Origin of the sequence: Actinomadura fibrosa, from assembly GCF_900659615.1 — a bacterium.
In the GTDB taxonomy this organism is placed as follows: Bacteria; Actinomycetota; Actinomycetes; order Streptosporangiales; family Streptosporangiaceae; genus Spirillospora; species Spirillospora fibrosa.
In genome coordinates, this window is sequence record NZ_CAACUY010000039.1 from 40533 (window position 1) to 59963 (window position 19431).

A 19431-nucleotide genomic window follows, 5' to 3' on the forward strand; every position below is an offset into this window, starting at 1 on the left:
GCGGGCGCTAGCTCTTCGGGTTGTGGCCGGCGTCCGCGTCCATGCGCGCCCAGGCGGCCTCCCACAGCTCGTCGCGGTGCCGGTCGCAGCGGCGGCGGACCATGGCGTAGGCCAGCAGGACCGGCATCGAGAGGGCGAGGACGGTGGCGGCCGCCGCGTACGTCGCGTCGGTCACGGTGCGGCTGTGCGGGCGCGGCCGGACGGTCGGCTCCGACCTGCGGTCGATCCAGATCGTGCGGTGCGCGCCGACCCTGGCCTTCTTCCAGCTCGGCAGCGAACCGGAGTGCCGCCTGCCGTCCACGCCCGTCCACGCCGCCTGGACGGTCTCGTGGATGTAGCGGTCGCCGGCGGTCCCGATGCCGCCGGTGGAGGTGACGGTGGCGACGACCTGGCGGCGGCTCGCCCGCTCGGCGCGCTCGGCGGCGACGCCCGAGTCGTAGGACCAGTGCGCGGTCCACAGCGCGAGCGGGGGAGCGGTGCCGAGCAGCAGGAGCAGCAGGAGCAGCGCGGCCAGCCGCTGGACGCGGTCGACCCGGCGGCGCAGCTCGTTGCGCTCGAAGCCGAGCCTCCTGCGCAGCCGTGCGAGGGTTCCCGCGCGGCCGCTGCCGAACCGGCGCATTTCGCGTCACCTCCCCGGGGAGCGATCTCCCGCCAAGAGGCCTTTGGCCATCTATTCCCAGAATATTCCCGAGTTCGCCGCTCGGCACAGGACCGGTGGCCGAATCCCTTCCCAGATGGCGCCCGGTATACCGGTGCGGTGACCGTAACCGGCCACCGCACCGAACCGGACTCAGTCGTCGGCGGCCCGCCCGGCGCCCCGTCCCGCGGCCGGTTCGGGCGCCCGCCCGGCGTCCTGTCCGGCGGGCCGCCCGCCGGCCTGGCCGGTCGCCCGCTCGGCGGCCTGGAGCAGCTCGGCCATGCCTCCCTGCACGCCCTTGGTGAGGACGTCCAGGTCGGGCATGCCGTCGAAGTCGCCGGTGATGCCGAAGTACAGCGTCCCGCAGTAGGAGATGATCGCGGTGACCACCCGGATCCCGCCGGTGAGCGGGACGTACGGGTGCATCTCCAGCGCCCTGCGGCCGAGCACGTACAGGGGGAAGTCCGGGCCGGGGACGTTCGTCGTGACCGTCTGCACGACGTCCTGCCGCAGCCTGACCGGAATGCGGGCGCCGAGCGACAGCAGCGCGGGCGCCACGGCCGTGTCGGTGAGCCGGGTCAGCGTCCGCGTCCCGGCGGCCTGGTTGCTGCGCTTGACGTCGTCGGCCTGCTCGCGGACGATCCGCAGCCGCTCCAGCGGGTCGTCGACCCCTGCCGGGAGGTTCACGAAGACCGCCGCGACGCGGTTGTTGAACTCGCCGCGCTCGTCGGTGGCGCGCACCGAGACCGGCACGGCCGAGCGGACGACCGTCTCGGGTGTGAGCGCGCCGCGGGAGTTCAGCAGGTCGCGGTACCCGGCGGTCACGGCGGCGAGGACGACGTCGTTGACGGTGCCGCCCAGCGCCCGCCGGACCCTCCGCACGTCGGCGAGCGGCACCTGCTGCCAGCACCAGCGCCGGTGCGGGCCGATGGGGCCGTTCAGCGTGCCGGCCGAGGGGCGGGCGAACCGCGCGGTGGTGCGGCTGAGCCCGAGCGCGAAGTCGCGGAGCCGCCCGTACTCGCGCAGGCCGCCGGCGCTGCGCGCCATGTCGCCGAGCTGCCGCAGCGGCTGGGTCACGCCGCGCTGCGCGGAGTCGAGCAGCAGGCCCAGGGTGGACGGCTCGGGCTGCGGCTCCCAGGGCTCGGGCTCGCCGGGCGGCTCGTAGTCGGGGGACAGGTCGAACATGACGGTCGCGAGGTCCATGCCGGCCACGCCGTCGACCATGCAGTGGTGCACCTTGGCGATCAGCGCCCAGCGGCCGTCCGCGACGCCCTCGACCAGCCAGAGCTCCCACAGCGGCTTCGACGGGTCGAGCCGCTGCGCGAGGACCCGGCCGGCGAGGTTGCGGAGCTGCTCGTCGTTGCCCGGCGCCGGGAGCGCGGTGTGCCGGACGTGGTAGAGGATCTGGAAGTGCGGGTCGTCCGTCCAGACGGGCCGCCCGAGGTGCAGGGGCACGCCCCGGACGCGCTGCCGGTACCGGGGGACGAGGGGGAGCTTGGCGACGATCGCCCTGACGAGGTCGCCGTAGGAGGGGGCGGGCCCCTCGAACACGACGACCGAGGCGACGTGCAGCGGGGTGTTCTCGTCTTCGAGGAGGTAGAAGCTCGCGTCCAGTCCGCTCATGCGATGCACGGCTCACCGTCTTTCTGCCGCTCTGTCACGGGATGGGGATCGGCGTCACGGGGGTCGGGTCGGCGTCAGGGGGTCGGGGCGGCGTCAGGGACGGGCGGCTACGCGCCGTCCGCGCGGCGCCGGAGCTCGTCGAATCCGGCGCGGATCCCGGAGGCGAGGACGTCCAGGTCGGGCATGCCGTCGAAGTCGCCGGTGAGCCCGAACGTCAGCCGCCCCTCGTAGGAGAAGATCGCGACGCCGGCGCGCACGCCCGCGGCGAGCGGCACGAACGGGTACAGCCGCTCCAGCCGCCGCCCGAGCACGTACAGCGGGAACGGCGGGCCGGGCACGTTCGTCACGACCGTCTGCACGAGCGGCTGGCTCTGGCTCAGCGCGTACCGGGACCCGAGCGCCAGCAGGGTCGGCGCGAAGGCGGCCAGCCCGGCGAGCACCTCGCCGCCCGCCGCCCGGTGCGTCCGCTTCACGTCGTTCATCTGCCGGCGCACCTCGAACAGCCGCCGCCGCGGGTCGCCCTCGCCCACCGGCAGGTTCACGAGGACGCCCGACACCCGGTTGGTCACGTCGCCGCGCTCGTCCTGCGCCCGGACCGACACGGGCACCAGCGTCCGGACGAGCGTGCCGTCCTTCAGCTCGCCGCGCTTGTCGAGGACGGCGCGGAACCCGGCGGTGACCGCCGTCAGGATCACGTCGTTGACCGTCCCGCCGAACGCCTTGCGGATCTCCCTGATCTCGTCGAGCTCCGCGTGCGTCCACATCCAGCGCCGGTGCGGCCCGAGCGGCCCGTTCAGCGAGCCCGTCGTCGGCCGCGCGAGCTGGCCGAGCGTGCGCGGGATGTCGGCGCCGACCGTGCGGAGGGTCTCGCCGCTGAGCAGCCCGCGCGCCCGCCCGGCGACCCGCCCGAGGGACCGCAGCGGCTCGGTGACCTGCGTCCGCAGCGAGGCGGCGAGCAGCTCGGCGGCGGACGGCTCGGGCTCCGGCGGCGGCAGCTCCCCGGGGTCCGCGGGCGCGGGCTCGCGCTCCAGGTCGAACAGCGTGGTCAGCAGGTCGATGCCGCCGACGCCGTCCACGACGCAGTGGTGCACCTTGGTGATGAGCGCCCAGCGGCCGTCCTCCAGCCCCTCGATCAGCCAGACCTCCCACAGCGGCTTCGCCGGGTCGAGCCGCTGCGACAGCACCCGCCCCGCGAGGTTGCGGAGCTGGTCGGCGTTCCCGGGCGCCGGGAGCGCGGTGTGCCGGACGTGGTAGAGGATCTGGAAGTGCGGGTCGTCCACCCAGACGGGCCGCCCGAGGTGCAGCGGCACCGTCCGCACCCGCTGCCGGTATCTGGGGACGAGCGGCATCTTGCCGATGACCGCCCGGACCACCTCCCCGTACGTCGGCGCCGGTCCCTCGAAGACCGTCACCGACGCGATGTGCAGCGGGGCGCTCGCCGAGTCGGCGAAGTAGAAGCCCGCGTCCAGTCCGCTCATGCGCTCCATTGGCCGCACCGTCCTGTCGTCGCCCGGGGGACTTCAAGGATCAGTCCCCAGGCGGCACCGGCCCCAATCGGACGAAGTGACAAAAAGGTGAACGAAGTGATGATCAGGAAACGCGGCGGGTGGCGACCGCGAGCGACAGCACCGCGCCGAGGGCGCACATCCCGGCGGTGATCCAGAAGATCTCCTGGTACTCGGCGCGCAGCGCGTCCTGCACGGCGGCGTTGTAGACCTTCAGCCGCGCCGCGAACTCCGCCTTCGTCATCAGGAACGGCAGCGGCGGCTTCAGGTCCGCGGTGAGCGCGTGGAAGCGGTAGAACCCCCACGCCGACAGGGCGGAGATGCCGAGCAGCATCCCCATCATCCGCGCGACCACCACCGCCGCCGACGCGACGCCGTGCCGCGCCGCCGGCACGAACCCGAGGACCGCCGACGAGACCGGCGCGATGACCAGCCCGAGCCCGAGGCCCGTGACGACCAGGTCGACGTCCATCCGGGGCAGCGGGCCGTAGGACGCGCCCGCGAGGTCCGCCGGCCAGGCGGCGATCAGCAGGTAGCCGCCCGCGGCGATCGCCATCCCGGCCGCCATCGGCCACCGCTCGCCGACGCGCCGCGCGGCCAGCCCGCCCGCGACCGCCGCCACCGGCAGCGCCACGAGGAACCGGGTCAGCATCAGGGCGCCGTCGACCGGGTCCTTGCCGAGCAGCGTCTGCGCGACGAGGACGACGTCCACGAGCGTCACCATCAGCGCCGCGCCCGACAGCAGGCTCACGCCCAGCGTCGCGAGGAGCGGCCCCCGCCGCACCTCCGCGAGGTCGAGCAGCCTCGTCCGCGCCTTGATCTCCCACACCACGAACCCGGCGAGGACGAGCGCGCCGGCCGCGAGCAGCGGACCGCCCCACGGCGGCAGCGCCGACTCCTCCGGCTCCGGGTTGTAGACGGCCGCGACGAGGAGCGCGAGGCCCGCCGCCAGCAGCACGCCGCCGACCACGTCCACGCCCGGCCGCGGCCCCTCCCGGCGCCGTCCGGGCACCGCGAACTGCACCGCCACGACCGCGACCGCCACCAGCGGCACGTTGATCCAGAAGATCGCCCGCCAGTCCAGCGCCGCCGCGATCCCCGCCCCGTACAGCGGCCCGAGCACGCTGCCGAGCTCCTGCGCCGCCCCGACCGCGCCGAGCACCACCGGCCGCTGCCGCTCGTCCCACAGGTCCCCGGCCAGCGCCATCGTCACCGGCAGCAGCGCGCCGCCCGCCACGCCCTGCACGACCCGCCCGGTCGTCAGCAGCGGGACGCCGTGCGCCAGCGCCGTGACCACCGAGCCCGCCGCGAACAGGACCAGGCACGCCTGGAGCAGCGGCCGGCGGCCGAACCGGTCCGAGAGCTGGCCGAGCAGCGGCATCGCCGCCACGTACCCGAGCAGGAAGCCCGTGAGGACGGGCGTCACCCGCTCCAGCCGGTTGATCGGGATGCCGAGGTCCTTCACCACCGGCACGAGGACGGTCGTGACGACGTACGCGTCCAGCGCGGCCAGCAGCACGACGGCACCGCCGGCCCCGATCGCGATCCGGCGCCGGTCGCGCGCCGCCCCCGCGCGCGCCGTGCCTTCGCGCGCCGTGTCCTCGTCCGCTCTCATCCCGGTTCCGCCCGCCGCCACGCCGCGCCTACTTCGGTGCGCTGATCTTGTAGGGGGCGTCGAACTCGGTGAAGGAGATCACCACCGCGCCGCCGTCCGGGAACGTCCCGCGCACCTTGAGCAGCCGGTGGTCGGCCTTGGCGACCCACACCTGGCCGGGCAGGTCGGCGTCCACCCCGGGCAGCAGGCCGGAGACCTGGTCCTTCGGCAGCGTGGCCCCGATCCGGTAGGCCTCCTTGCCGTCCACCTTCTCGACGGCCTCGGGCTTCGGGTTCTGGAGCGAGGTGAGCAGCTTCGCGATCCCGCGGTCCGGGTCGAGGACGGCGGACGGGTCGTAGGTCGCGGCGGCGAGCATCTTCGGCGCCCGCTGCCAGCCGCCCGTCCCGAGGTTCAGGTAGACGACCGGGCCCAGCGCGACGATCTTCGCCTCGACGTTCTGGCCGGACTGCTCCAGCGTGAGCGTGCCCTGCGCGTCCCCGCTCTTCAGCAGCTTGACGTCGCCGCCCTTCACCATGATCGGCGACTTGCCCTCGGTCGCCATCGTGAACGCGACGCTCTTCAGGCCCGCCATGGCCGCCGACGACTGCCGCAGCGTCCCGGCCGCGTCGAAGGCCGCCGCCGTGGGCTTCGGGTCGTCGGACCCGCCGCCGTCGCAGGCGCTGACGGCCACCAGCGCGAGCAGGACGTGGACGAGGGCGAGAAATCGTCGTGGCATACGCGGACCCTACCGACGGGTCATCACACGCGTCACTCGGTACCAGGTATGACATCCCCCCACCGAAAGGATGACGCGCCCCGCCTGCCGGGCACTCACTGCCGGCGCTTCAGTCCGCGGCGGCCGCCGCGTCAGCGCCGTACTCCCTGCGGAAGCAGTAATGCATGTACTCGCCGAAGAGGCCTGGGCGGAGCTTGATGGCCAGCCTGCGCGCCCGCAAGCCGACCGGCGAACCTGTTCGCCCGGCGCGACTTCAGGAGAATTGAGTACGTCGGCATCTCATCTCACTGCGGTCCGTCGTCGGCCAGAGGCCACTCCCTTACTCCCTGCTCCGGCCCCGGAGGGGAGAAGATATAGAGTTGATGGAGGGTCTGACTCGCTTCCCTGTTGACGTGCTGGTGCTCGGTGCCGGCGGGAATGTAGATCGCATCGCCGGGGTGGAGGACGAATTCCTTCTCGCACGAGAGGATCGTGGCGGTTCCTTCGATGACGTAGATGAACTCCTCCACCTGCCGGGTGTGAGCGGGGACGCATGATCCGGCTCCGAATGAGATATGTCCGAAAGCCAGACCTTTTGCGCTGGTTGTCTTCGAGTCGATGAGCACCTTCGCGTAGACGCCTTCCGCGCCCCGATCATGGCCGGGCGGGAGATCTTCTCGCGTCGCGAAGTTCGCCTGTCGCTTTTGATCATCCTTGTCCACGGACCTACCAGGGGTTTCGTCGTGATCGCACGACGTTGCCCGGACAGTGGACCCTTTTGCTGCGATCCAAAATCGTAACTTCATTTTATGTGTGTATAAATCCACGCAGACTCCTGATCCGAATCTCCTCTAAGGCGCATCGAGAACACCCATCCCTCGTGTCACGTTCGCCGCGGCGCCGCTGCGAGATCGCGATCAGCGCCGCTGCCGCTGAGAGCGAAGTCCCACAGTCATGGGCGAGTCGGCGACGATGCGGGCTGGGTCATCGAGGGGTGACCAGGAACTCGTTGACGAGGAGCTCGGTGCGGGGCGCGAGGCGGCGCGACGGCCGGTCGTCAATGCGCGCGGTCGTGCTCGGTGGCCCGGGAGGGCGGGACACGAGCCGCGTGGGCGGGGCGAAGTGGGGCGGGCGGGACTCGAACCCGCGACCCGAAGATTATGAGTCTCCTGCTCTAACCAGCTGAGCTACCGCCCCCGAGGCGACCCCCGTGGGCTGCCGTGGAGGCCGGGGGCGTGCCGCGTGTCATCTTAGCGGCGGCCCCTCGGCGGCGGCCACCGCCATTGTTGATCTCCCCCGTCCGGGACGGGCTCAAGCGGGCCAGGTCGGAGGGCGCTTGTCGAGGAAGGCCCGCATGCCCTCCTGCGCCTCGGGGCGCTGGCTCGACGCCGCCATGACCTCGATGGCGTAGGCGTAGGCGTCGTGCTCCGGGCGGTCGAACTGGGCGTACATGGCCTGCTTGCCGAGCGCCTTGCTGGCCGGGCTGCCCTGGGTGGCGCGCCGGAGGAGGTCGTGGACGGCCTTGTCGAGGTCGCCGTCCGGGACCGCGTAGTTCACCAGGCCCCAGTCGGCGGCCGTGGCGGCGTCGACGACCTCGCCCGTCAGCGCCATCTCGGCGGCGCGCTTGCGTCCGACGTTCCGGGAGATCGCGACGAGCGGGGTGTGGCAGAACCAGCCGCCCTTGCCGCCGGGGGCGGCGAACCCGGCGCTCTCGGCGGCGACGGCGAGGTCGCAGCTCGCGACGAGCTGGCAGCCGGCGGCGGTGGCGAGGCCGTGCACGCGGGCGACGACCACCTGCGGGACGGACTGGATCGTCCCCATCAGCTCGGTGCAGATCCGCAGGAGGGCGCGGACGTCGGCGTGGGGCGCGCCGGCCATGTCCGCGAAGTCGTGGCCGGCGGAGAAGACGGGTCCGTTCGCCGCGAGGACGACGCCGCGCGCGTCGGTGGCGGCGGTCGCGCGGAAGGCGTCGGTGAGCTGGAGCAGGAAGGCCCGGGACAGCGCGTTGCGGCGTTTCGGGCGGTTCATCGTGATCGTCGTGAACGCGCCGTCGCGGTGGACGAGGACGTCGCTTGCTTCGCTCATGACCGTGACGTTACGTCACGGTATTCTCGCGCGCACGCGCTGGACACCCCCGAATCCGGGTGCGATGTCGGACCCGCGTCGTACGGTGGGCACGTCCACGGACGCGCCGAGGGGGGTATGGCCTTGAAACTGCTCACCGCCACCAACTCCAGCCAGGGATTCCGCGACAACGACTTCGACTGGTGCGTCGAAGGCGAGCTCGTGCACATCGGTGTCGTGTGCGCCCGCGACTCGAACGACCCGGACGGCGGGTGCGGCTGCGGCCGCTCGTTCGCGGGGCTCAACTCGCACCGCGCGACCACCACGGCGATGGTCCGCGAGATCCCCGGTTTCACCGACGACGACTACGTTCTCGCGATCCGCTCCAGCCTGGAGCAGCAGGGCTGCGACGCGACGTTCGCCGAGCACGAGGCGGCGCTGCTGCGGTGCCTGGTGCGCGACTGGCCGGTGGGGGTGATCGTCGAGCGGCGGCTGGATGAGATCGTGGTGCGGCAGGTGGTCCAGCCCTGACCGCGGCGCCGCCGGTGCCGGAGGGGGCGGGGCGCAACGTCGTGGAGGTTGGTCGTGCTCGTCGCGTTCTCGGTGACTCCGCTCGGCACGGGTGAGGACGTCGGTGAACTCGTCGCGGAGGCGGTGCGGGTGGTGCGGGCCAGCGGCCTGCCGAACCGCACCGACGCGATGTTCACCACGATCGAGGGGGAGTGGGACGAGGTGATGGCGGTGGTGAAGGCGGCCACCGACGCCGTCGCGGCGCGGGCGCCCCGGGTCAGCCTCGTGGTGAAGGCCGACCTGCGTCCCGGCGTGACGGGCGCGCTCGACGCCAAGGTCGAATCGGTCGAGCGGTACCTCGCCTGAGCCGCCCGGCCGCGCGTTCCGGCCGCCGGGCTCCCCGGGCCGTCCTGGGCGGCGGGCGGCGGTCAGCCGGCGAGCCATGCGCTGATCTCGGCGTCCGTGCGGGGCACGACGCACCAGAGCGCCTCCTCCAGGGAGGAGCAGAGCGGGATCTGCTCGTGCAGGCCGAGGATGCGGAACATCTTGGCCGCGAACGGGCGGAGCCCCACCATGGCGAGAGCGTGGCCGTGCAGCTCGCAGTCCAGCGCGCACGCGCAGACGGTGCGCATGCCCTCGGAGTCGAAGAACGAGACGCCGCCGACGTCCAGGACGAGCGGGCGCCCGGTGAGGCCCCGCAGCCGGTCCCGCACGCGGGGCGCCGACACGCGGTCGAGCTCGCCCCGGAGCCGCACGGTGGTGTGCCGGTCGTCGTCGACGACGACCATGTCGACGGTGGCGTTCATGGGCGTGCCCCCTCGCGTCCTCGGCCCGTTACGCACAAGCATCGCACGGATACGCATGGTTGCCATGTGGTTCGCCGGAGTTGGCCGCGTTTCTGGGGAGGCTCAGCGGAAGCAGGCCCGGACGCCGCCGGTCCCGCCGCGGGAGAAGTAGCGCAGGCGCTGGACGGCGGAGCCGTGGTCGCCGGGCTTGGTCCAGGGTGTCTTGTCGCCGATGACCTGGAACGTGTCGACCATCTCCTGCTCGTCGCCCGACTCGAACCTCAGGGTGCCGTCGTCGGACGATCCGTACAGCGTGGCTCCGGCCAGGCAGTCGGCCTGGAGTTCGGCCGCCGAGGAGACCAGGCCCCGGCGCAGCCGGTTCTGGACGGCGTGCCCCCACTCGTGCGCGATGACGAGGTACACCCAGGCGTCGCCGCGCGCGTAGCCGGACCGCATGAGGCCCGCGTCCCAGGCCACGAAGTCGCCCGCGGGGCAGTACGAGGCGTTGTCGGGGCCGAGGCGCTCCCTCCCGCAGCGCGGCGCGGAGGACGGGTCGCGCCCGTTGTAGAGGCCGAGGACGCGCGGGGAGCTGTAGGAGCCGGTGAACAGCTCCGTCCAGTGCTTGCGCCAGAAGCCGTCCGTGACCGTCTCCGCGGTCCTGAGGTCCTCTTGGAACCCCGTCTCGTCGAAGCCCGGGGGGATACGCGACGTCCCGGAACCGCTTCTCGGAGCCGGGGAACCGGTGTCGGCGGGCGCGTTCTGCGCCGCGGGACGGGTGGAGCCCGGCAGCGGACCGGCCTTCAGGTCGCAGGCCCCGGCCGGGACGAGCGCGGCGGCGAGAACCAGGGCGGCGGCCGTGCGCCGAGCGGGGCGCCGCCTCGGGGAGTGCTGAGCCGTCTCGGTCATACCGGGACATACGCACCGGTGCGCCCCGACGGCCGGGTCGGCGCCCGGATTCGGCCGATCAGCGGCCGATCAGGTCGCGGCGATGAGGTCCCGGGCCGTCTCGACGAGGACGGTGTTGTCCTTGGCGGGCGCGCCGTCGGGCAGGACCAGGACGTCCTCCAGCCCGATGCGTGTGTCGAGGCCGAGCCGGGCCGCGAGGCGCAGGACCGGCCAGGTGCCGCCCTCCTCGCCGTGCAGCAGGACGGGCCGCCCGTGGCCGGTGCCGAGAGCGTGCAGCAGGACCTTCGCCGTCTGCGGCGCCGCGGCCGGGTCGGTCTCGGTGACCTCGGCGAGGACGCGCAGGACACGTCCGGCGTGCGGCCAGCGCAGGAACCGCTCCGCGGCCTCGGTACCGGAGAAGATGCCCGCCTCGATGCCGACGCCGCGTTCGAGGAGCGCCTCGGCGACCCGCTCGGCCCCGTCCTCGTGCCAGTTGACGGACGCGTGGTCGGGCAGCACGGTCCAGGCCCGGACCAGCGCGGCCCGCTCGGCCGGATCGGGCGCGGCCCAGGCGCCGGTGGTGACGCCGACCGGTATCCCCGGCACCGCCTCCCGGACGGCGGTGACCACGGCGGCGACGTGGACGGGATCGAGCGTGTCGGCGCCGTCCTCGTCCTTCGGATGCAGGTGGACGTCCCCGGCGCCGGCCGCGACGGCGGCCCGCACGGCGGCGGCCACCTCATCGGGCGTCACGGGCACGGCAGGATGGTCATGACGCCGCCGAGAACCATTAGGACATACCTGCATGGAGTATTTATAGCAACGCCCTCGGCGTCGGCGCTGGCGCGCCTCCTTCAACGGACGTTGCGGCGATCGCTGCATCGCTCCGGCTCGCCTGGCGGCTCACTGCGCGATCAGTGCCTCGCAAGCTCGGCACTGGCTTCGCACGCGATCGCAGCGCTGTGTCGCTGGTGTAGTCCCTGAGGTGGGTCAGGGGGTGATGACGCAGGGGGCGCTGTTGCAGACGTCCACGGTCTCGCCTGTCTTCAGGAACGTCGCCTTTTGTCTGCGGGCGTTCGCGTTGTTGCGGGGGTCGGAGTGGGGGTCGCGGCCTTCGGTGGGCGGAGTGTTGGTCAGGGGCGGTGCGGGGGAGCCGCTGTCCCAGACGACCATCGCTGAGCCGTCGGTGGACGCGCCGAAGGTCGGGATGCCCCAGTACGGGACCTTGTCCGGGCTGCGGCCCGGGGTGACGGTGGGCGCGTGGATCCGGGCGCCGATCGTGCGGGCCTCGACCTCGGCGGCGACGGGCGCGACCTGGTGGTCGCCGAACGCGACGTGCATCAGCACCTGGTGGGACGGGGTGCCGGGGAGCGGGTCGCCGGTCATGTGCCAGGCGTAGCCGTTCGCCTCGCCGCGGTCCCAGAGCATCTGGATGAGGGACAGGCCGATCTGCTGGTCGAGCTTGTCGGGGTAGAACACGTCCAGGACCTTGGCGTAGGTCGAGAAGTCGGAGCTGCGGTTGAGCAGGGTGCTGTAGTTCATCGCCGGGACGCCGAGGACGGCGCGGCGGACGTCGGGGGAGACGGCGGTGAGGGCGCCGCCCATGATGCCGCCCTGGCTGTTGCCGTCGTAGGTGAGCGGCGCGCCGGTGTCGATGAGGGGGCGTCCGGAGGCGTCCTGGAACGCCTTGTCGCGGGCGAAGCCGCGGGTCATGGCGCGGCCGAGGAAGGTGAAGTTCAGCAGGCCCTGCTGGAGCCGGTCCGCGACCGTGCTGAAGCGGGTGATGTCGACGAGGGCGGAGACGGCGTTGGGGATGTCCTCGTCCGCCATGCCGATCCACTTGGTGGCGCAGAACACGAAGCCGTGCTCGGCGGCCATGGCTTTGACGTTCCCGGCGTCGACCTCGCCCTCGTTGCCGAGGAGGCCGTGCCCGTACAGCGCGGGACGGGCGGGCGTGGTGAGGGCCGAGACCGGGATCTCGCACTGGAACGGGACGGCCTGGCTGTTGCCCGGCAGCCGGGACGGGAGGCCGTCCGCGCCGCGGTGGAGGGCGGAGCCGGGGAGGCCGCCCGGCTGGTCGAGGTAGCTCGGCGCCCACACGACGCCCTTGACCTCGCGGGCGATGCGGTCGTCGACGCCGTCGGTCACCTGCGTCACGAGGAACGAGGGGGAGCGGTCGCCGAGGTCCTTCAGGGCGTCGTCGCGCATGCGCAGCATGGGGCCGGTGAGGCTCTGGCGGCTCGCGACGGTGAAGTCCCAGGCCAGGTAGAGCCCGTCGCGCGGGACCCCGTGCGCGGCGAGGTCGGCGAGCACCGCGCTCTCGGCGCGCTGCCGCTCGGCGAGGGGGTCGGTGGACGGCAGCGCTGGCCCGAGGATCTTGGCGAAGGCCGGGTTCGGCGGGATCGCCGCGCCGGACGCGTCGCGCAGGTTCCGGAGGGCGACCGCGTAGTGGTGGCCCTCGCGGAAGTTGCGGGCGGGCCGGACGATCAGCGCCTTGCGGTCGTCGGGCGCGTTCGCGTCCAGTTCCGCCCAGTACGGCCAGCGCTCGCCCGTCGCGGTGTCGACGATGACGATGGGGGCGTCGGCGCGGAGCGAGGCGCCGATGTCGGTGACGGGCGTCGCGCCGGTGCGGCCGAGGTCGATCCCGGGGACGCGGCTGAGCAGCGCCGATCCAGGGGAGAACCCGTCCGCGCGGTTCCACTCGGCGGGGGAGACGGGGGTGCCGAGGGCGTTGCGCAGCGTCGTCCGCATGCTGACGCGGCGGCCGGTGGGGGTGGCGGCGTCGGGGACCGTGTACCAGTTGCTCGGGAAGGGCAGCAGGCAGGCGGCCGGGTCGATCGGGTCGCAGCCGTCACCGGACGGTGCGGGCGCCGCGCACCGGCTGCGGCACGGGCCGTCCGCAGCCGGCGCACGGCCAGACCGCGACCGGGTCGCCCGGGCGGGCGATACCGGCGCGGTGGTCGAAGCGGTGGTCGAGCGGGACGACGGGCTGGGGCGCCGTCGGGCCCTCGCCGCCCGCCGGGGGCTCGGCGCGGGCCGCGTGGGCGGCGTGGTCCGCGTACGCCGCGTCGTCGCCGTACGACGCGGGGCCGGCGGAGGCCGGGAGGTACGCGGCGGGGTCCGCGGCGGCCGGGGGGTACGCCGCAGGGTCGGGGACGGTGGGAAGGTCGGTCATCGTCGGGTCGGCGGGGGTCGGGGTGACGGTGTCGAACGGGGCGACCTTCTGGTCTTCCATGTGCCGTTGTACGCATCCGCGCACCGCGGCGTTCGACGTTCGGGCGACGAGTTTCCGCGCCCGCCCCCACCCCCGCGACAGTGCCGCTTAGCCGGGCTGTTCCCGCAGGTAGGACTCCCGCACGCGGCTCCTGCTGAGCTTGCCGGACGGGGTGCGCGGCAGCGTCTCGCGGAACTCCAGCCGCCGCGGGTGCTTGAGCTTCGCGAGCCGCGGCTCGCAGTGCGCGAGGAGCTCGGCGGCGAGGGCGTCGCCGGGGACGGCGTCCGCGGCGGGCTCGACGAGGGCGACGACGCTCTGCCCCCAGTCCTCGTCGGGGACGCCGATGACGGCGACGTCGGCGACCGCCGGGTGCTGGAGCAGGACGGCCTCGATCTCGGCGGGGTAGATGTTGACGCCGCCGGAGATGATGAGGTCGGTGCGGCGGTCGCTCATGTAGAGCCAGCCGTCCTCGTCGAGGTGGCCGAGGTCGCCGGGGGTGTAGAGGTCGCCGCGCATGGCGGCGGCGGTCTTGTCCGGGTCGCCGTGGTACTCGAAGCCGGGCTGCCCGCTCGCGTAGATGAGGCCGGTCTCGCCGGTCGGCAGCTCGTTGCCCTCCGGGTCGAGAATCTTGATCTGGACGCCGTCGACGGGGCGGCCGACCGTGCCCGGGTGGGCGAGCCACTCCTCCGGGGTCGCGACCACGACGGGGCCGCTCTCGGTGGAGCCGTAGTACTCGTAGAGGACGGGGCCCCACCAGTCCATCATCCGCTGCTTGGTCTCGACGGGGACGGGCGCGGCGCTGTGGTAGACCTGCCGCAGCGACGACAGGTCGTAGCGGCCGCGGACCTCCTCGGGCAGCCCGAGCATGCGGTGGAACATCGTCGGGACCATGAACGCGTTGGTGACGCGGTGCCGCTGGATCAGTTCGAGGGTGTGCTCGGGCTGGAAGCGCGGCGCGACGACGACGGCGTGGCCGAGCGAGAGCGCGAGCATGGCGTGGACGCAGGGCGCCGAGTGGTACAGCGGCCCGATCGCGAGGTGGACCTCGTCGCCGGGTTCGAGCCCGAGGTGGCGGGCGAGGGTCTGCCGGAGGAGGTCGAAGACGAACTCCGGGGGCACGTCGAACAGCGGCCGCCGGACGCCCTTGGGCCGCCCGGTCGTCCCGGACGTGTAGAGCATGACCGAGCCCATCTGGCGCTTGTCCGGCGGCGCGGCGCTGCCCGTGGCGCACAGCGCGGCCATGGAGCGGAAGCCGTCGGCGGGGTCGACGCTGACCCGCCCCTCCGCGGGGACGCCCGCCTCGGCCGCCGCGGACGCGACCGCCGGCGCGAACGCGCTCTCGGTGATGACGGCCTTGGCGCCGCCGTCGGCGAGGATGTAGCCGATCTCCGGCGCGGTGAGGTGGCGGCTCACGGGGACGATGTAGAGGCCCGACTGCATCGCGGCCAGCAGCACGGTCAGGAACTCGGGGCGGTTGCCGAGGACGGTGGCGAGGGCGTCGCCGGGGCGCAGGCCGAGCCCGTCCAGCGCGTTGGAGAGGCGGTTGACCTCCGCGTGCAGTTCGCCGTAGGTCATGGGGACGCCGGGGGCCAGGATGGCGGGACGGTCCGGACTGTTCCGTGCGATCTCGTAGAAGCCGACGCCCTCGACGCCCATACGGCTCTCCTCTGCTGCGGGTGGACCAGCCAGTTGTCTCTGCGTCAATAGCATCGGGATCGGGGCGCACAGTCAAGGTTTCGGCCGCCTCGAACGTCCGTCGCGAGCAGCCCGGACGGCGTTATGGCAGGATCAGGGCCGACGCCGGCCGGTCAATTTTCCTGACTGGGAAGGTCCTGGCCGCAACGAAGATCATCTCGCCGCGGGCCGTCCGGAGCGGGACTCTCCAGGGAGGAGCTCTCCAGCGCGGCGCTCTCCAAGGCGGCGCGGGCCATCGCGTGGAGGAGGTCGCCCATCGCGGCGCGGTCGAGGCCCGCGGCGCTGTGCGGGGTGGAGTTCAGCAGGCCGAAGCAGGCGTGGACGGCGGCCCGGCCGCGACCGTCGGGAGTCCGAGGGTGCAGGCGCCGCAGGACCGCGACCCACTCCTCGACGTAGGCGCGCTGGAGGCGGCGGATGCGGTGGCGCTCCGGCTCGGGCACGTTGTCCAGTTCCCGCTCGTGCACGGTGATCAGCGCGGGGTTGTCGAGCGCGAACGCGACGTGCCAGCGCAGGAGCGCGTCGAGGGCCTCGCCGGGGTCGGGCGCGGCGGCGCGGCGGGCGCCCTCGGCGCGGAGCCGCTCGCTGATGTCGAGCAGCATCTCGGCGAGGACGGCCTCCTTGCCGCTGAAGTGGCGGTAGAGGGCGGGGCCGGTGAGGCCGACGGCCCGTCCGAGGTCGCCGATGGACACCCCGTGGTAGCCGCGGCGGGCGAACAGCTCGGCCGCGGCGGCGAGGATCTCCGCCCGCCTGGGGTTCGCCGCCACCGGCGGCGAGGCGGGATGCGAGGTCATGCGGGCCAGTCTAGACTAGCGTTGTTAATGACCCTTAACATCGGTTTTGTTAATGAGCGTTAACAGGGAAGGGGACCATGTCCGGACCCGAGCTCGTCTCGCGCGCCGACACCGCGGGCGAGGCGTTCAAGGCCGCGGCCGCGCGCAACGAGGCCCTGGTCGCGGAGCTGCGCGACCGCGTCGACCGGGCCGGGCGGGGCGGTCCCGAGCGGGCCCGCGAGCGGCACGTGGCGCGCGGCAAGCTCCTCCCCCGCGACCGGGTCGACACGCTGCTCGACCCCGGCTCGCCCTTCCTGGAGCTGTCGCCGCTCGCCGCGGACGGCATGTACGGCGGCGAGGCGCCCGGCGCCGGGATCATCACCGGGGTCGGGCGGGTCGCCGGCCGCGAGTGCGTGGTGGTGGCGAACGACGCCACCGTGAAGGGCGGCACGTACTACCCGGTCACGGTGAAGAAGCATCTGCGCGCGCAGGAGGTGGCGCTGCACAACCGCCTGCCCTGCGTGTACCTCGTCGACTCCGGTGGCGCGTTCCTGCCGAGGCAGGACGAGGTCTTCCCCGACCGCGAGCACTTCGGCCGGATCTTCTACAACCAGGCGACGATGTCGGCGCGCGGCATCCCGCAGATCGCGGCGGTGCTGGGCTCGTGCACGGCGGGCGGCGCGTACGTCCCGGCGATGAGCGACGAGGCGGTGATCGTCCGCGGCCAGGGGACGATCTTCCTCGGCGGCCCGCCGCTGGTGAAGGCGGCGACCGGCGAGGTCGTGACGGCCGAGGAGCTCGGCGGCGGCGAGCTGCACTCGCGCACGTCCGGGGTGACCGACCATCTCGCCGAGGACGACGCGGACGCGCTGCGGATCGTCCGCGACATCGTCGGGACGCTCGGCCCGCGCGAGCCGCGGCCGTGGGACGTCGTGCCGTCCGAGGAGCCGGCGGCCGATCCGGCGGAGCTGTACGGGATCGTCCCGCCCGACCCGCGCACCCCGTACGACGTCCGCGAGGTCATCGCCCGGATCGTGGACGGCAGCCGCTTCCAGGAGTTCAAGAAGGAGTACGGCGCCACGCTCGTCACCGGGTTCGCCCGCATCCACGGGCACCCGGTGGGGATCGTCGCCAACAACGGCATCCTGTTCGGCGAGTCGGCGCAGAAGGGCGCGCACTTCATCGAGCTGTGCGACCGGCGCAGCGTCCCGCTCGTGTTCCTGCAGAACATCACCGGCTTCATGGTCGGGCGCGAGTACGAGGCGTCCGGCATCGCCAAGCACGGCGCGAAGATGGTCACGGCGGTGTCGTGCGCGCGCGTCCCGAAGTTCACGGTCGTGATCGGCGGCTCGTTCGGCGCGGGCAACTACGCGATGTGCGGGCGGGCGTACGCGCCGCGGTTCCTGTGGATGTGGCCGAACGCGCGCATCTCGGTCATGGGCGGCGAGCAGGCGGCGAGCGTGCTCGCGACGGTCCGCCGCGACCAGATGGAGGCCCGCGGCGAGGAGTGGCCCGCGGACGCCGAGGAGGAGTTCAAGGCCCCGATCCGCGAGCAGTACGAGGCGCAGGGCAACCCGTACTACTCCACGGCCCGGCTGTGGGACGACGGTGTGATCGATCCGCTCGACACCCGCCGCGTCCTCGGGCTCGGGCTGTCCGCCGCCGCCAACGCGCCGCTGGAGCCGGTCGGCTACGGCGTCTTCCGGATGTGAGGGAACCGTGACGTCCAGCGCGGAGGGAACCGTGTCAGCCAGCCCGGAGGGAACCGTGTCCGCCACCTCGCAGAGCACCGCGTCCGCCCGGAACGAGGGACCCATGTTCGACGGCGTGCTGGTCGCCAACCGCGGGGAGATCGCCGTTCGCGTGTTCCGCACGCTGCGGCGCCTCGGCGTCCGGTCGGTGGCGGTGCACACCGCGGCGGACGCGGGCGCCCGGCACGTCCGCGAGGCGGACGAGGCGCTGCTGGTCCCGTCCTACCTCGACATCGGGGCGGTGGTCGAGGCGGGGCGTGCGGCGGGCGCGCGGGCCGTGCACCCCGGCTACGGGTTCCTCGCGGAGAACGCGGCGTTCGCGCGCGCGTGCGAGGAGGCGGGGCTCGTGTTCATCGGCCCGCCCGCCGCGGCGATCGAGGCGATGGGCGACAAGATCCGCGCGAAGCGGACCGTGGCGGCGGCAGGGGTCCCGGTCGTCCCCGGACGGGACGAGCCGGGCCTGTCGGACGCCGAGCTGAAGGCCGCCGCGCTGGAGATCGGGCTGCCGGTGCTGCTGAAGCCGTCCGCGGGCGGCGGCGGCAAGGGCATGCGCCTGGTCCGGGACGCGGCGGAGCTGCCGGAGGCGATCGCGTCGGCCCGCCGCGAGGCGCGCGGCTCGTTCGGCGACGACACGCTGCTCGCCGAGCGGTTCGTCGAGAACCCCCGGCACATCGAGATCCAGGTGTTCGCCGACGCGCACGGCAACGCCGTCCACCTCGGCGAGCGCGAGTGCAGCCTCCAGCGCCGCCACCAGAAGATCGTCGAGGAGGCGCCGTCGCCGCTGCTGGACGCGGCGGCCCGCGAGCGGATGGGCGCCGCGGCGGTCGCCGCGGCCCGGGCCGTCGGCTACGTGGGCGCGGGGACGGTCGAGTACATCGTCTCCGCCGACCGCCCGGACGAGTTCTTCTTCATGGAGATGAACACCCGCCTCCAGGTCGAGCATCCGGTCACCGAGCTGGTCACCGGCCTGGACCTGGTGGAGCTCCAGCTCAGGGTGGCCGCGGGCGCGCCGCTGCCGTTCGCGCAGGACGGCGTCCGGCTCGGCGGGCACGCGATCGAGGCGCGCGTCTACGCCGAGGACCCGGCGCGCGGGTTCCTGCCCACCGGCGGCCGCGTCCTGGCCTTGAACGAACCGGACGTCCCCGGCGTGCGGGTCGACTCGGGGCTCGACACCGCCACCGAGGTCGGCGGCTCCTACGACCCGATGCTCGCCAAGGTGATCGTCCACGGCGCGGACCGTGCGGAGGCGCTGCACCGCCTCGACCGGGCGCTCGCCTCGTACACGCTGCTCGGCGTCCCGACGAACGTCGCGTTCCTGCGGGCGCTGCTGCGGCATCCCGACGTCGTGTCCGGCGACCTCGACACGGGCCTGGTCGAGCGGTCGCTGGACGGTCTGACCGCCGGGGCCGGCGTCCCGCCCGAGGTCCTCGCCGCCGCCGCGCTGGAGCGCATGCTCGCCCTGGAGAAGGCGGCGCCCGATCCCTGGGACATCCCGGACGGCTGGCGTCCCGGCGCGCACGCCTGGACGCCGTGGATCATCACGCCGGTCGGCGGCGATCCGGTCGAGGTCCGCGTCCAGGGCCGCGCCGCGTCCGCGCGCGTCGCGGTCGGCGACGGCCCGCCCGTCGCCGCGTCCCTGACCCCGGGGCCGCGGGGCCTGGTGCTCGCCTACGGCGGCCGGAC

At 73.5% G+C, this 19431-nt stretch carries 18 protein-coding genes and 1 tRNA gene; 4 read left to right on the forward strand and 15 right to left on the reverse strand.

Annotated elements, in window-relative coordinates; genetic code table 11:
- Window positions 1-7: 7 nt before the first annotated feature.
- The 8 genes from E1300_RS16405 to E1300_RS16440 form a co-directional block, all read right to left on the reverse strand.
- Window positions 8-619 carry an Rv1733c family protein gene (locus E1300_RS16405; RefSeq protein WP_131757866.1) on the reverse strand — a complete coding sequence of 204 codons (612 nt, stop codon included), beginning with the start codon at window positions 617-619 and terminating at the stop codon, window positions 8-10.
- A gap of 171 nt (window positions 620-790) precedes the next feature.
- Window positions 791-2260 (reverse strand): WS/DGAT/MGAT family O-acyltransferase, encoded by a 1470-nt coding sequence (locus E1300_RS16410; protein ID WP_131757867.1) that lies wholly within the window; start codon window positions 2258-2260, stop codon window positions 791-793.
- Window positions 2261-2367: 107 nt separating this feature from the next.
- On the reverse strand, window positions 2368-3738 hold the full coding sequence (locus E1300_RS16415; RefSeq protein WP_207399776.1) for a WS/DGAT/MGAT family O-acyltransferase: 1371 nt from the start codon (window positions 3736-3738) through the stop codon (window positions 2368-2370).
- Window positions 3739-3850: 112 nt separating this feature from the next.
- On the reverse strand, window positions 3851-5380 hold the full coding sequence (locus E1300_RS16420; protein WP_131757869.1) for an MFS transporter: 1530 nt from the start codon (window positions 5378-5380) through the stop codon (window positions 3851-3853).
- Window positions 5381-5408: 28 nt separating this feature from the next.
- Window positions 5409-6095 carry an LppX_LprAFG lipoprotein gene (locus E1300_RS16425; RefSeq protein WP_131757870.1) on the reverse strand — a complete coding sequence of 229 codons (687 nt, stop codon included), beginning with the start codon at window positions 6093-6095 and terminating at the stop codon, window positions 5409-5411.
- Window positions 6096-6379: 284 nt separating this feature from the next.
- Window positions 6380-6796 carry a cupin domain-containing protein gene (locus E1300_RS16430; RefSeq protein WP_165502867.1) on the reverse strand — a complete coding sequence of 139 codons (417 nt, stop codon included), beginning with the start codon at window positions 6794-6796 and terminating at the stop codon, window positions 6380-6382.
- 401 nt (window positions 6797-7197) lie between these two features.
- Window positions 7198-7271 (reverse strand) — tRNA-Ile (locus tag E1300_RS16435).
- A 114-nt stretch (window positions 7272-7385) separates the two neighbouring features.
- Window positions 7386-8159 (reverse strand): enoyl-CoA hydratase-related protein, encoded by a 774-nt coding sequence (locus E1300_RS16440; protein ID WP_131757872.1) that lies wholly within the window; start codon window positions 8157-8159, stop codon window positions 7386-7388.
- Between the two features lie 117 nt (window positions 8160-8276).
- Here E1300_RS16440 and E1300_RS16445 point away from each other — a divergent pair, with 117 nt between their 5' ends.
- Entirely contained in the window at window positions 8277-8669 is a 393-nt protein-coding gene (locus E1300_RS16445; RefSeq protein ID WP_131757873.1) for a DUF7715 family protein, read from the forward strand.
- Between the two features lie 54 nt (window positions 8670-8723).
- On the forward strand, window positions 8724-9014 hold the full coding sequence (locus E1300_RS16450) for an MTH1187 family thiamine-binding protein (RefSeq protein WP_131757874.1): 291 nt from the start codon (window positions 8724-8726) through the stop codon (window positions 9012-9014).
- Between the two features lie 62 nt (window positions 9015-9076).
- Here E1300_RS16450 and E1300_RS16455 read toward each other — a convergent pair whose 3' ends face one another.
- The 7 genes from E1300_RS16455 to E1300_RS16485 form a co-directional block, all read right to left on the reverse strand.
- The gene (locus E1300_RS16455) at window positions 9077-9454 is read right to left on the reverse strand and encodes an STAS domain-containing protein (protein WP_165502868.1); all 378 of its coding nucleotides are present in this window, start codon (window positions 9452-9454) and stop codon (window positions 9077-9079) included.
- Between the two features lie 102 nt (window positions 9455-9556).
- On the reverse strand, window positions 9557-10339 hold the full coding sequence (locus E1300_RS16460) for a neutral zinc metallopeptidase (RefSeq protein ID WP_131757876.1): 783 nt from the start codon (window positions 10337-10339) through the stop codon (window positions 9557-9559).
- Between the two features lie 69 nt (window positions 10340-10408).
- A complete protein-coding gene (locus E1300_RS16465) occupies window positions 10409-11200 on the reverse strand; it encodes a 3-keto-5-aminohexanoate cleavage protein (RefSeq protein ID WP_306440660.1) in 792 nt (263 codons plus the stop codon).
- Window positions 11201-11308: 108 nt separating this feature from the next.
- Complete coding sequence (locus E1300_RS16470; RefSeq protein WP_242619185.1) at window positions 11309-13069, reverse strand: hypothetical protein; 1761 nt, start codon at window positions 13067-13069, stop codon at window positions 11309-11311.
- A gap of 100 nt (window positions 13070-13169) precedes the next feature.
- Window positions 13170-13553 carry a hypothetical protein gene (locus E1300_RS16475; protein WP_131757878.1) on the reverse strand — a complete coding sequence of 128 codons (384 nt, stop codon included), beginning with the start codon at window positions 13551-13553 and terminating at the stop codon, window positions 13170-13172.
- A gap of 87 nt (window positions 13554-13640) precedes the next feature.
- Entirely contained in the window at window positions 13641-15188 is a 1548-nt protein-coding gene (locus E1300_RS16480; RefSeq protein ID WP_131757879.1) for an AMP-binding protein, read from the reverse strand.
- Window positions 15189-15340: 152 nt separating this feature from the next.
- Window positions 15341-16018 (reverse strand): SACE_7040 family transcriptional regulator, encoded by a 678-nt coding sequence (locus E1300_RS16485; RefSeq protein WP_131757880.1) that lies wholly within the window; start codon window positions 16016-16018, stop codon window positions 15341-15343.
- 77 nt (window positions 16019-16095) lie between these two features.
- Between E1300_RS16485 and E1300_RS16490 the strand changes: the two genes are divergently transcribed.
- Both E1300_RS16490 and E1300_RS16495 read left to right on the forward strand, forming a co-directional pair.
- The gene (locus E1300_RS16490) at window positions 16096-17709 is read left to right on the forward strand and encodes a carboxyl transferase domain-containing protein (RefSeq protein ID WP_131757881.1); all 1614 of its coding nucleotides are present in this window, start codon (window positions 16096-16098) and stop codon (window positions 17707-17709) included.
- 103 nt (window positions 17710-17812) lie between these two features.
- On the forward strand, window positions 17813-19431 hold a 1619-nt coding region (locus E1300_RS16495), incomplete at its 3' end, for an acetyl-CoA carboxylase biotin carboxylase subunit (RefSeq protein WP_131757887.1).